Raw genomic sequence first — 12389 nt, 5'->3', positions numbered from 1 at the left:
GTCATCTCCGGGTCATCTCCGCAGCCCGAGCAGGGGTGGATCCTCGTCGCCGTCGGCGTTGACCAGGACCCACCGATCGCCGGAGACCGGTATGAGCCCCGGATACGAGCCGACGCGCCGGTCGTCGTCGTGAATGCTGACGCCGTCGTCCTCGCGTCTGTCCCCGCTGACGGAGTCCAGGGTCCACAGCCGGGCGCGCGCCCGCCCTCCGTCCGCGTAAGCGGCCACGTTCCGCCCGTCCACCCGGGTCACGGCCTCGACCTCGCCGCCGATCCCCTGGTGCCACAGCCGGGTGCCGTCCCGCAGCGAGAAGGCGGAGAGCGCCTCGGGGTAGTCGTCGCCCGGCTTCCTGGACGCGACCACCAGGGTCTCTCCGCTCACCGTCGCGAGCAGCGCCGGACGGGCGTCGAAGCCGGAGTATCCGGGGGCGACGACGAGATCCTCCTCGTCGGACGCGAGCGGCACGGTCACCGGGTCGCCGCCGTCGGCGCCGTCGCCGCCGTCGGCGCCGAAGGCCAGGACCGCGTCCAGCCCGCGCTCGTCCTCCTCCTTCAGCCACAGGGTGAACGGTTCGGCGGCCACGACCCGCGCGGTGGTCAGCCGCTGCTCGACGGGCAGCTTCTGGCGCCCCTGCTCCTTGCCGGTGGCGGTGTCCAGGATGAGCAGCTCGGCGGAGAACAGGTTGTCCTCCGCGCACTGGGCGAGCACGCGTGTCCGGCCGCCCGCCGCCGATGTGAGGACCGGCGCGCACCCCGGATCGAGCGCCGTCGTCCACCGCGGTTTCCCGTCGCGCGCCCCGAGGCCGCGGACCGTGTCGTCCACCAGCGCCACCACGGTGCCGCGGTCCACGGCGAGCCGGCCGTCGGTGGCGCCCGGCTGCCCGCGGGTGGCACCGAGGGACCGCTTCCAGCGGACGTCGCCGGTGCGCGGGTCCACACCCCACACGGTGTCGCAGGGGGCTTCGTGACGCTGGAAGGCGACGACGGCGACCCCGTCCCGCGTGGTGTCGCTCATGGCGCAGACGGTCTCCCGCGCGGGGGCCTCGACGCGCCAGCGCCGATCGCCGTCCTCGGCCCCGTACGCCGCCAGGGCGTCGCTCCGTACCCGTATCACCGCGTCGTCGAGCGGCCAACTGCCCTGGGCCCGTACCGAGGAGGGCCGGTCGTGCGGCGCGGTCCAGACGACGTCGGCGACATCGCCGCGTACCCAGGAGAAGAACAGCCAGCCGGGCCAGAGCGCGGCGGTGGCGCCGGCCGCGACCACGAGCGCCGTGACCACCCTGCCGCGCGGCGTCTTCCGGGCGAGGAAGACCGCCCTCACCAGGGGAACACCGGCGAAGCTGAACAGGAAGGCGAGCACGAGCGTCGGTGTGGTGCCGTCGGGGCACGGCCGGAACTTCCCGCAGGAGTTGCCCGGGATCGAGGTCCAGCCCAGATAGTGGAGCTGGACGGCGAGCCCCGCCAGCACGCCCGCGGCGAGCGCGAGCAGCGCCGCGCTCCGGAATTCGCCCCGGGTCATCCGTTCACGGTCATCGGTCATCCGAGCCCCCCAGCCCTGCATTTGTGTCCCCAGCCCCCACCGCGCGCCTCCCGTCAGGTCAGCCCTCGCTCCACTTCCGCCAGCGGCGCCATACCGCCTTCGCCGCGTTGTGCCCCGACATGCCGTGCACCCCGGGTCCCGGCGGGGTCGCGGCGGAGCAGAGGAAGACGGCGGGGTGCGAGGTGGTGTACGGGGAGAGCGAGAGCTTGGAGCGCACCAGGAGCTGGAGCCCGGAGGCGGCGCCGCAGGCGATGTCCCCGCCGATGTAGTTGGCGTTGCGGGCGGCGAGTTCGGGCGGTCCGGCGGTGGCGCGGGCCAGGACACGGTCCCGGAAGCCCGGTGCGAAGCGCTCGATCTGCCGCTCGATCCCGTCGGTGAAGTCGCCGTCCCAGCCGTTGGGGACATGGCCGTACGCCCAGAACACGTGCTTGCCCTCGGGCGCGCGCGACGGGTCGACCAGGCTGGGCTGCGCGGTGATCAGGAACGGGGTCTCGGGCACCTCTCCGCCCGCCGCCTGCCGCAGGGCGGTGGCGATCTCCCGGCTGCTCGGGCCGATCTGGACGGTGCCCGCCCGGCGCGGCTCCTCGGCGGTCCAGGGCACGGGCCCGTCCAGCGCGTAGTCGATCTTGAAGACGCTCGCGCCGTAGCGGTAGCCGTCGTACGCCCGGCCGAGTCCGGCGATCCGGGCGAGGGCGGTCGGGGACGTGTCGAAGATGTACGCGCGGGCCGGCGGCAGGTCGTCCAGCCGCTTGACCTCGTATCCGGTGTGGACCGTGCCGCCCAGGTCACGGAGGTACGCGGCGAGCGCGTCGGAGATCGACTGCGAGCCGCCGCGCGGCATCGGCCAGCCGCCCCCGTGCGCGGCGAGCGCGAAGACCAGCCCGACGGCTCCGGTGGCGAACCCGCCGAGCGGGGCGATGACGTGCGCGACGAGCCCGGCGAACAGGGCGCGCGCCCGGTCGTCGCGGAAGCGGCTCATCAGCCAGGTCGACGGCGGCAGCCCGGCCAGCCCGAAGCGGGCGAGGGTGACCGGGTCGCGCGGCAGCGCGGTGAGCGGCAGGGCCATGAAGTCCGCGGCGAACGTGTCCCACTTGCCGAGGAAGGGCGCCACGAGACGGCGGTACGCGCCGGCGTCGCGCGGCCCGAACGACGCGGCCGTCTCGGCGGGCGAGCGTGCCAGCACCGCGGCCGTACCGTCGTCGAAGGGGTGCGCCATGGGCAGTTCGGGGTGCAGCCAGTCGAGTCCGTACCGGGCGAGCGGCATGGTCTTGAAGACGGGCGAGCCGACGCCCAGCGGGTGCACGGCCGAGCAGGGGTCGTGCCGGAAGCCGGGCAGTGTCAGCTCCTCGGTCCGCGCGCCGCCGCCCACCGCGTCCTTGGCCTCGAACACGGATACGGAGAACCCGCGTCGGGCCAACTCGACCGCGGCGGTCAGACCGTTGGGTCCCGCTCCCACGACGACCGCATCGAGCATCGACGTCACCTTCGGACTCCTCTGTCAGCTCTTGTCGGCGCTGTCGGCCACCGGTCCGGAGCCCCAGCGTATTCCCGGCCGCGGGCGGCCCGGATACCGGTCCCGGAGAAGGCGGCGGACAGGGCATCGGGCACGGCCGTGGGCACGGCCGCGATCCGCACCGCCTCACCGAACGCATGCGGCACGCAACGCTGCGTTATCCTGGCTCGTCGCCTGACGATACGTCAGCGGCCGATACATCAGCACCCGAAGGGAATCTCCGAGTGAACCGAATGCGCTCCCTCCTCGCCGGATTCGGCGTCACCGTCGCCCTGGCGATGGCGCCCGCCGCGAACGCGGCTCCGCAGCAGCGGGAGGAGGTACGGCCCGCCGCGGACGTGGTCGCGACCGCGGCCGTGAACGTGGTGGCCGACCGGCACGACCCCTGCACCGGCGAGTTCCGCGGCGACGCGCGCCTCGGCCCGAAGTGGCTGCCGAAGCGGTGGCAGCGGCCGGTGGGGCCGCTGCTGACGGACTATCAGCGGACCGGACGGCTGAGCCCGTCCGCCTTCCTCAGGAAGTACTGGGAGGGCCCGGCCGACTCGGGCAGCTGGAAGTACCCGCCCAATGACGGGTTCGCGGAGGTCAACGGCGAGATCGACAAGACGGCCACCCGGCTGCGCCCGGGTCAGAAGCTGGACCGTTTCGGTTCCGAGTACGGCGCCTACCTGGCACCGGCCGGTGACGCGTACGAGAAGCGCGCGCTGCCGCCGCAGAACCTCAACACCCGTGATGCCGCGGTGCCGTGCGACTACCGCGTCTACCAGGTGACCAAGCCGTTCAAGGTGTGGCAGGGCAGCATCGCCCCGTGGTTCGAGCAGCCGGGCAGGGGCCAGCAGATCAAGCTGGACCCGGTGTTCCTGAACCCGGGCCAGGACCAGCGGCTCAATGTGAAGTGGCTGCTGGACAACGGCTATCTAGCACCGTCCGCCGCGTAGCGCGGCAGCGCCGTCATGGACCGGTACGCGCTGCGGGCCGCGCTGAGCGCCGCGGGAGTGCCCGACGGGTACTACCGCATCGAGCATGTCCACGAACCGGCGCCCACACCCCCCGACTTCCTCTTCCTGCGGGAAGCGGGGAGCGGCGGGACGTGGGAGACCGGGGTCTACGAGCGCGGGGTGTACGAGACGGTCGCCCGGCACACGAGCGAATCGGCGGCCTGCGCGCACCTGCTGCGGCTACTCGTCCGGTGACCGCCGCGCGTCCGTGCGGCACACCTCCAGGCAGCAGCGGACGAAGTACTGGACCACCGGGTCGGTGTCGGCGGCGGGCGACCGGGCGACGCCGACCCGGCTGGGGCTGACGCCGCTCACGGGCCGGTAGACGATGCCGGGGCGGGCGTAGAAGCGGGCGGAGGATTCGGGGGTGAGCGCGATGCCGTAGCCGTTGGCGATCGCGCTGAGCCAGTCGTCGGGCTGGTCGGTGACGGCGCCGATCCTGACCGGCCGGCCGTCACGTTCGCCGGTGGCCGGCCGTCTTCTGCAACGTTGCGTTCCCGGCGCCTCGCTCGCGCTCGTCGTCGCGCACGGGTGACACAAGACGTGTCACGTGGCGGGAGCTCCTGGGCGCCGGTACTCCGGACCGGCTCGCCGTGCGCTCTCGCGTGGCGGCCGGCCCCCGGCGCTCATCCGCCGGCGAGCAGCCGCTCCCGGACCCGGCGGGCCGTCGCCGCGTCCCGCGCCGCCGTGAAGGGCAGCGCGTTGCCGCCCGTGATGCGGTACGGCTCGCCCGTGAGCGTCATCTGCGTACCGCCCGCCTCCGCCACCAGCAGGAGGCCCGCAGCGTGGTCCCAGGCCAGCTCCCAGTTGAAGGCCACCGCGTCGAGCGTGCCGCGGGCGATGGCCAGATACTCCAGCCCCGCCGCTCCGCAGGGGCGGGCCTCGATGTCGGCGCAGCGCAGTCCGAGCAGGGCGTTCTTCTGTGCCTCGTCGGTGTAGTCCGGGTGGGAGTGCGCGACCTTGAGCACCGCGTCCGGCTCCGGGGCGCCGGAGCGCAGCGGAACGCCGTTGAGCACCGCGCCCCGGCCGCTTACGGCGATGGCCATCAGGTCAAGCGCCGCCGCGTACGTCCAGGAGGCCAGCAGCTCGCCGCCCTGCGCGAGGGCGACGAGCGTGCCGAAGTTCGGCTCGCCGCGTACGAACTGGCGGGTGCCGTCGACGGGGTCGATGATCCATACGGGCGCGTCGCCGCCCAGCGCGTCGTATCTCGCCGGGTCCGCGTGGACGGACTCCTCGCCGACCACGACGGAGCCGGGGAGCAGCTCGGTCAGGGTGGCGGTGAGGTGCTCCTCGGCGCGCCGGTCCGCGACGGTCACGAGGTCGTGCGGGCCGGTCTTCTGCACGACCTCGTGCGCCGCGAGCCGGCGGAAGCGCGGCAGGATCTCGTCGGCCGCGGCTTTGCGTACCGCTTGCTCGACCGCGGCCACGCCGGGGCCTTGGTCCGTCCCCCGCAGGGGAACCGTTCCATACACAGGGTCATCGATCATCTCCCCAGATAATCACGCCACGGCGACGAGGGCAGGAGCGCCTCGTACGGGAGGCCCGGCGCGGCTCAGGGCTCCGCCCGCCTCCCCGGGAGTGTCAGCGCCACATACAGCGCCAGCGACACCGCCAGTCCCACCGCCCAGCCGTAGTTCGCCAGCGGCTTCAGGAACGGGATCAGGCCGTCCGCCGGGAACGGCCCCTTTCCCGGCTCGGAGTGGGATCCGCCCACCGCCAGCACCCCGCCGACGATGAAGGCGGCCACCGCCCGGAGGTTCCAGCCGCCCCGGTACCAGTAGCGTCCGCCGGGCCGGTAGAGGTCGGCCAGGTCGAGGACGGTACGGCGGACGATCCAGTAGTCGGCGATCAGGATGCCCGCGACCGTACCGAGCAGCCCGCCGACCAGCCCCAGCCAGGTGAAGATGTACAGCTCCGGGGTGGCGGTGAGCTTCCACGGCATGATGACGACCCCGACGACGCCGGTGATCAGCGCGCCCGTACGGAAGCTGATGAGCTTCGGCGCCAGGTTGGCCAGGTCGTACGCCGGCGAGACGACGTTGGCGGCGATATTGACCGAGATCGTCGCGACCAGAACGGTCACCAGCCCGAAGAGCAGCCCAAAGACGTTGTCGGTCTTGGCGGCCAGCTCGACCGGGTCCCAGATCGTCGCCTCGTACACCGCCTGCGATCCGGAGGTGACCAGGACCGACAGCAGCGCGAAGAGCGTCATCGTGGTCGGCAGGCCGAGCGTCTGGCCGAGGATCTGGGCGCGCTGGCCCGCGCCGAAGCGGGTGAAGTCGGGGATGTTCAGCGAGAGCGTGGCCCAGAAGGCGATCATCCCCATCAGCGACGGGAAGAACACCGGCCAGAAGTCCTTGCCCCAGCCCAGCTCGGAGGGCTGGTCGAGCAGCGGACCGACGCCCCCGGCCTTCACGGTGATCCAGACGAGCAGCACCAGCGCGCCGACGATCACAAAGGGCGCCGCCCAGTTCTCGAAGCGCCGCAGGGTGTTCATCCCCCGGTAGATGATGGCGAGTTCGAGCGCCCAGAAGAGCACGAAGCAGACCCAGAGGGTCCACGGCTGCCCGCCGATCCGGGACGCGTCCGCCCAGCCGCCGAAGATCTTGCCGAGCAGGACGAAGATGCCCTGGCCGCCGATCCAGGTCTGGATCCCGAACCACGCGCAGGCCACGCCCGCCCGGACCAGCGCGGGCAGATTGGCGCCGCGCAGCCCGAACGAGGCGCGCGCGAGCACCGGAAAGGGGATGCCGTACTTCGGCCCGGCGTGCCCGGTCAGCAGCATCGGGAGCAGCACGATCACATTGGCCAGCGCGATCGTGAGGATCGCCTGTTTCCAGTCCATGCCCAGGTCGACCAGGCCGGAGGCCAGCAGCCAGGAGGGGATGTTGTGCGCCATGCCGACCCAGAGCGCGGTGAAGTTGTACGTGGTCCAGTCGCGGCGGGCGACCGGTACCGGCAGCAGATCGGCGTTGGCGTAGCGGCTGTCCTCGGGGACCGCGCCGGGTGGCAGTTCGACGCGGTCCCGGGAAGGGGGCGGTGCGGCTATGGGATCGGGTCCCGGGGTGGGCGGTACGGTCGCGGTCATGGCGGCGTGACCCTTCGTTCGAGGGGCGGGGTGACGGGGACGTCGAACGAGGCCGTGCGGGCGGGGCCGTGCGGGGGTGCCGGGATGCGGGGGTGCCGGGGTGCGGGGTGCCGGGGACGCGGGTGCGGCGGGGTGCCGGTGTGTTACCGGAGCGCCGGGATGATCTCCGTCCCGTACGCGTCGATCGTCTCCTCCTTCCGGTCGTGCATGTTGTAGACGGCGAACTGGTCGACGCCCAGCTCCCGCAGCGCCTTCAGCTTCTCGATGTGCGCCTCGACCGGGCCGAGCAGACAGAACCGGTCGACGATCTCGTCCGGCACGAAGTCCGCGTCCGGGTTGCCGGTCCTTCCGTGGTGGCTGTAGTCGTACCCGTGGCGCTGCTTGATGTAGTCGGTCAGCGCGTCGGGTACGAGCCCGGAGTGCTCGCCGTACCGCGACACCAGGTCCGCGACATGGTTGCCGACCATCCCGCCGAACCACCGGCACTGCTCGCGCGCGTGCGCGAGGTCGTCGCTCACATAGGCCGGCGCCGCGACGCAGATCGTGACGGAGTCGGGGTCGCGCCCGGCGTCGGAGGCGGCGGTGCGGACGGCCTTGACCATCCACTCGGTGAGGAACGGGTCGGCGAGCTGGAGGATGAACCCGTCGGCCTTCTCCCCGGCCAGCGCGAGCGCCTTCGGACCGTACGCCGCCATCCAGACCGGCAGCTTGCCCTCCCGGATCCACGGGATGCGGATCGGGTTGCCGTCGACAACAGCCTCCCGGCCCTCCGCCAGGTCCCGGATCACGCCCATCGCCCGGCCGAGTCGGCCCAGGGTGTTGGGGGCGCGCCCGGCGACACGCATCGCGGAGTCGCCGCGCCCGATCCCGCACACGGTGCGGTTGCCGTACATGTCGTTGAGGGTGGCGAAGGTGGAGGCGGTCACCTCCCAGGTGCGGGTGCCCGGGTTGGTGACCATCGGGCCCACCGTCAGCTCCCGTGTGTTGGCCAGGATCTGGCTGTAGATGACGAAGGGCTCCTGCCAGAGCACGGCGGAGTCGAAGGTCCAGCCGTACCGGAAGCCGTTGCGCTCCGCGCGCTGCATGAGACCGACGACCGCCGAGGCGGGCGGGTCGGTCTGGAGTACGAGTCCGAAGTCCATGACGTGCGACGCTCCCGATGGTTCAGATGAGACGCGGTTCAGGTGAGGTACTGACAGGTCGAGCGGGGGGTGTACTGGCCGTGTCCGGCCCTACCGGTGAACTCCCGCCGGTCGATGACGGGTTCGCCCCGGGAGAGCACAGTCTCGACCCGGCCCGTGATGCGCTTGCCCTCGTACGCGGAGTAGTCGACGGCCATGTGGTGTGTCTCGGCGGAGACGGTCTGCTCGGTGTGCGGGTCGTAGATGACGACATCTGCGTCGGCGCCCGGCGCGATGGTGCCCTTGCGCGGGTAGAGGCCGAACATCCGGGCCGGGGCGGCGCAGGCGATGTCGATCCAGCGGCGGCGGGTCAGCTTCCCCTCGACGACGGCCTGGTGGAGCAGATCCATCCGGTTCTCCACCCCGGGCAGCCCGTTGGGGATCTTGGAGAAGTCGCCGCGGCCCTTCTCCTTCTGTCCCGTGAAGCAGAACGGGCAGTGGTCCGTGGAGACCACCTGGAGATCGTCGGTGCGCAGCCCGCGCCACAGGGCGTCCTGGTGCTCCTTGGGCCGCAGCGGCGTGGAGCAGACGTACTTGGCACCCTCGAAGTCCGGCTCGGCGAGGTTGTCGGTGGAGAGGAAGAGGTACTGCGGACAGGTCTCGCCGAAGACCGGCAGTCCCTTGTCGCGGGCGGCGGCCAGTTCGGCCACGGCCTCCTCGGCGGAGACATGGACGACGTACAGCGGGGCGTCCGCGACCCGGGCGAGCTGGATGGCGCGGTGGGTGGCCTCGGCCTCCAGCAGCACCTTCCGTACCTCGCCGTGGTAGCGGGGATCGGTGCGGCCGGCGGCCAGGGCCTGCTCGACGAGGACATCGATCGCGATGCCGTTCTCGGCGTGCATCATGATCAGCCCGCCGTTGGACGAGGCGGCCTGCATAGCCCGCAGGATCTGGCCGTCGTCGCTGTAGAAGACGCCGGGATACGCCATGAAGAGCTTGAAACATGTGTGGGTGCGCCCTCGGGTGTTTTAACATCCTCGCTGGCTACGGCACGTCGGGTGGGGCCGCTGAGGCGGGGGTCGAAGGTTCCGGTGATGTGCAGGTCAGGCAGTACGTACAGGGGCGGAACCGGTGTCCCACCGGAAGCATCCAGCGCAAGTACAGCGCTCTCCCACACTCCGCTCTTCAGGTAGCCAAGTGCGCGCTGATAGAGGGCCTGGGGGCGCTGCCCTTGTGTGACCTCATCCGGGAGGTCCTTCCACATCAGGCCGTGCCGGACCTTGTACAAAGACGCCTCGAACGCAAGTCTCGGGGGAACAACCCTCGACTGCTTCTTCGGCCTCGGGAAGAGACCCTCCACCCGCGACCACTGGTCCTCAGTGAGTTGCGGCGGCACCAGGAGGCCCTCACGATCGAACCAACTCTCGAAAGGACAGCCTCCACTTCGAAGCGCACCCGGGACCTCGCTGGTCACGACGACCTGTACATCGAGCAGTTCGAGCAGGTCTCGTTTCTTCTCCACGGGAAGGTCGTCCAGCTCGGGCCTCGCCTGGAGAGCGAGGTTGAGGATTTCATTGGCTCGAGTCTCTTGCTGCTCCGCTTCGAGGAGCCACTCCATCGTGTCGTCACGCATTTTCCGGAGCTGTTGCTCCTTACTTTTCAGCTCTTCCCTCACTTCCTCAATGGTGACCCTGATCTCTTCCTCGGTTTCCACGTCATCGCTTTCATCAGCCGCCATGGCCGTAGCAAGCGCGACAAGTTTCTTCTTGCGCATCCGCCGATTACGTTCGATCTGATCGTCGAGCTCGGCGATTCTCTCGCGATAGGATCGAGATCTATCAGGGATCTCACCTATCCATTCCTCGGCGAGCCTTTGGAGCTTTTCCTTATCCCCCAGAGTGTCAGCCACCTCTCCCCATACCACCCTCTCCAGGGGTTCCGCAAGGATCTCTTGACAGGAACACGAATTCTCGTCTCGATGGCCACTGCATCGATATGTGGTCCGACCCCTGGTTTCCCTATGCGTGCCAATGTAGTGACGTCCACACAAAGCCTGGACGCGCCGGGAGAGAAGATATTCTTTCTGGCCATTCTTGACGAAGGAGCGCCGAGCGAGAGCCTTCCTTACTTCGGCGACACGTTCAGCCTTAAGTGGCAAGGGCACCGAGATTCGAATGGTTTCCCCATAAAGGGGCTGACCATCCGGAGCGAGACGGACAGAATTCCCTCGGGGGTGATCTGTGTTTCGGTAGACGATGTATCCATCGAGAGCTGTCTGCATGAACACACGGATGAGGTTGGCACCGGTCCAGGGCAGGCCACGCGGAGTGGTGTATCCGAGCGCATTGAGGCTTCGAGCGCCATCTTCCGCGTTTTTGCGCTCGTCGACAAGAAGGCATGCAGCCCGCTCGAGGACCTTCATCCCGTCCTCTCGCAAGGTCGGGGGGCCGTTCACTCCCTTGGCGGGGAGCTCAAGCCAGAAGGGCGCGACGCCGCCCGGCCAGCCGCCGGCCTCCAGCTTCTTCTCACGGCCTCCCATCGTTCGATCGAGGATCATGGTGTGCTCGAGTTCTGCCATGTAGGCGAGAAGGCTGAGCTGGATGCCAAACATCTCGTCTTCGCTGTCGATGCGGCCGTCTGCGGTCGCAACACGGACATCCTGATCGGTGGTGTCGTAGACCCAGCGATGGATGTCCTTCATAGTCCGCCCGATGCGGTCCAGCTTGCCGAAGATGACGAGGTCGTACTGGCCGTCTGCGATATCCGCGTTCAGCGCGGTCAGGTCAGGCCGGTTAGCGAGCTTCCCGGACACGCCACCGTCGGTATACACCTCGAAGGTGTATTTTCCCTTCCCGATCTTATAGTCGAGCCAGGCGATCGACTCGTCGAACTGAACCTTGAGCCCGTATCCGCGAAGCTGCTTTGCGGTGGATACGCGAAGGTAGATAGCGGCACGAAGCATGCGCCGCCGATCCGATATTTTGGGTAGATACCTCTTCTGCAAAACCTCACTCCTCGTGGTCCCGATAATCCGACCACCGATCTTCCTGCGAGTCAACCAGTTTGCCGCTTAACAAATTCCCCCTCCTGCGAACGTGCGGCACCAAAGATGATGTCGGCAAGCCGCCTACGTTCCGAGCGGTCGAAGGCGCGCGGTCGCCAATCGACGCGAATGTCTGCTGCCACACGATGTTTGGGTGACCGATTAGAGCAGTCCTGTGCCATGGTTCGGGGGTGCCTTCCGGAGGGACGTGTCGGGGCGGACCTCAGGCGCTAGCCCTCCACAACCAATCCGCAGGACATGGGGGGGGAGACAGCCAGGAGCGACTAGAGATCCAGCAAGGGGGATCGCACCGCTGCCCAGCAGTCGATGCGACTACGTCAAGTGTCCCTAGAATCCCCGGTTTCGCTAACCGGGGATCGTCGGCTATATACGTTCCGCCAAGAACCGACAGGTAAGCGCCGTCGGGAAGAGCGTGCAGCACCGGTGACTGCAAGTCGGCGCCCAACTGCCACAGAAGTTTGCAGGGCACTGGCCGCGGCTGACCGGCCCGCCGCGAATCCCTTGCTTTCCCGGTCGGCCAGCAGATCCTCCCTGCCTTCAGCGGCCGGCACAGCACCGTACGCTGGGACTCCTCGGACAGGGGCCGCGCAGATCAGTGCCCGGCTTCCGGGCTCGACCAGCGCAAACAGCAAGATCATGGGGAAGCCGCAGACTTTGTCCCAGGCCACCGGCCGCAGCCCCCGCCGTCATGATCAACTCATCCTCGGGCCGTCACCGCACCTGGTCTAACAACGCGGACAGCGGCGCCGATCCGAGCCGACGCCGGACCTGGCCCAGTGCCGCCGCCGACGGGTCCACGTCCGGCATGCCCAGCACAGCGACCAACGTGGTCAGCACGGACCGTCCGGTTAGGTCCTGTATCGAGTCGTGATCAATCTGCGGGATTCGCCCTCGCTTCGGGGGCGGGTCCTGTAGTCCGGTGTGTATGACGCGGAGACAGCTGACGGACAAGGAGTGGGGGTACGTGGAGCCGTACCTGCCGATCGGCGAGTACGGGCCGTACCCCACGAAACTGCGCGAGCAGTTCGAGGGTGTGATCTGGAAGTTCCGCTCGGGCGCGCAGTGG

General features: G+C 69.5%; 9 protein-coding genes and 2 pseudogenes. 3 read left to right on the top strand and 8 right to left on the bottom strand.

What is annotated here, in order from left to right:
- Nucleotides 1–12: 12 nt before the first annotated feature.
- Together AB0389_RS10490 and AB0389_RS10485 are read right to left on the bottom strand one after the other, a co-directional pair.
- A complete protein-coding gene (locus tag AB0389_RS10490; RefSeq protein WP_366394936.1) occupies nt 13–1539 on the bottom strand; it encodes a PQQ-binding-like beta-propeller repeat protein in 1527 nt (508 codons plus the stop codon).
- A 58-nt stretch (nt 1540–1597) separates the two neighbouring features.
- Nucleotides 1598–3022, bottom strand: a complete 1425-nt coding sequence (locus AB0389_RS10485) for an NAD(P)/FAD-dependent oxidoreductase (protein ID WP_366394935.1) — start codon at nt 3020–3022, stop codon at nt 1598–1600.
- A gap of 254 nt (nt 3023–3276) precedes the next feature.
- On the opposite strand from AB0389_RS10485, the gene AB0389_RS10480 reads away from it, so the two are divergent.
- Both AB0389_RS10480 and AB0389_RS10475 read left to right on the top strand, forming a co-directional pair.
- Nucleotides 3277–3990 carry a TNT domain-containing protein gene (locus tag AB0389_RS10480; RefSeq protein ID WP_366394934.1) on the top strand — a complete coding sequence of 238 codons (714 nt, stop codon included), beginning with the start codon at nt 3277–3279 and terminating at the stop codon, nt 3988–3990.
- A 15-nt stretch (nt 3991–4005) separates the two neighbouring features.
- Nucleotides 4006–4245, top strand: coding sequence for a hypothetical protein (locus AB0389_RS10475; RefSeq protein WP_366394933.1), 240 nt, complete (start codon nt 4006–4008; stop codon nt 4243–4245).
- On the opposite strand, the pseudogene AB0389_RS10470 reads toward AB0389_RS10475, so the two are convergent.
- From AB0389_RS10470 to AB0389_RS10445, 6 genes and pseudogenes are all read right to left on the bottom strand, one after another.
- A pseudogene (locus tag AB0389_RS10470) lies at nt 4231–4512 on the bottom strand (LysR substrate-binding domain-containing protein); the annotation flags it as partial. The gene AB0389_RS10475 and the pseudogene AB0389_RS10470 sit on opposite strands and share 15 nt — an antisense overlap.
- A 164-nt stretch (nt 4513–4676) precedes the next feature.
- Complete coding sequence (locus AB0389_RS10465; protein WP_366394932.1) at nt 4677–5537, bottom strand: inositol monophosphatase family protein; 861 nt, start codon at nt 5535–5537, stop codon at nt 4677–4679.
- Between the two features lie 65 nt (nt 5538–5602).
- Nucleotides 5603–7138, bottom strand: coding sequence for an NCS1 family nucleobase:cation symporter-1 (locus AB0389_RS10460; protein ID WP_366394931.1), 1536 nt, complete (start codon nt 7136–7138; stop codon nt 5603–5605).
- A 143-nt stretch (nt 7139–7281) separates the two neighbouring features.
- Nucleotides 7282–8280: a TIGR03842 family LLM class F420-dependent oxidoreductase gene (locus tag AB0389_RS10455; RefSeq protein WP_366394930.1), complete on the bottom strand. Its 999-nt coding sequence runs from the start codon at nt 8278–8280 to the stop codon at nt 7282–7284.
- A 38-nt stretch (nt 8281–8318) separates the two neighbouring features.
- A pseudogene (locus tag AB0389_RS10450) lies at nt 8319–9260 on the bottom strand (amidohydrolase family protein); the annotation flags it as partial.
- Nucleotides 9167–11221: a recombinase family protein gene (locus tag AB0389_RS10445; RefSeq protein ID WP_366395094.1), complete on the bottom strand. Its 2055-nt coding sequence runs from the start codon at nt 11219–11221 to the stop codon at nt 9167–9169. The pseudogene AB0389_RS10450 and the gene AB0389_RS10445, both read right to left, overlap by 94 nt.
- 1027 nt (nt 11222–12248) lie before the next feature.
- Between AB0389_RS10445 and AB0389_RS10440 the strand changes: the two genes are divergently transcribed.
- Nucleotides 12249–12389: transposase (locus AB0389_RS10440; protein ID WP_366395093.1), on the top strand; the 141-nt coding region annotated here is incomplete at its 3' end.

The sequence above is a fragment of the Streptomyces sp. NPDC093109 genome (genome assembly GCF_040701725.1).
In the GTDB taxonomy this organism is placed as follows: domain Bacteria; phylum Actinomycetota; class Actinomycetes; order Streptomycetales; family Streptomycetaceae; genus Streptomyces.
Note: the sequence above shows the minus strand (reverse complement) of the source record. Positions and strands in the feature narration are given on the sequence as shown.

What these genes read in the sequence shown, in the direction of transcription:
- AB0389_RS10490 (WP_366394936.1), bottom strand. Translation starts at nt 1,539, where the DNA reads ATGACCGATGACCGTGAACGGATGACCCGGGGCGAATTCCGGAGCGCG.
- AB0389_RS10475 (WP_366394933.1), top strand. Translation starts at nt 4,006, where the DNA reads ATGGACCGGTACGCGCTGCGGGCCGCGCTGAGCGCCGCGGGAGTGCCC.
- AB0389_RS10465 (WP_366394932.1), bottom strand. Translation starts at nt 5,537, where the DNA reads ATGATCGATGACCCTGTGTATGGAACGGTTCCCCTGCGGGGGACGGAC.
- AB0389_RS10460 (WP_366394931.1), bottom strand. Translation starts at nt 7,138, where the DNA reads ATGACCGCGACCGTACCGCCCACCCCGGGACCCGATCCCATAGCCGCA.
- AB0389_RS10455 (WP_366394930.1), bottom strand. Translation starts at nt 8,280, where the DNA reads ATGGACTTCGGACTCGTACTCCAGACCGACCCGCCCGCCTCGGCGGTC.
- AB0389_RS10445 (WP_366395094.1), bottom strand. Translation starts at nt 11,221, where the DNA reads ATGCTTCGTGCCGCTATCTACCTTCGCGTATCCACCGCAAAGCAGCTT.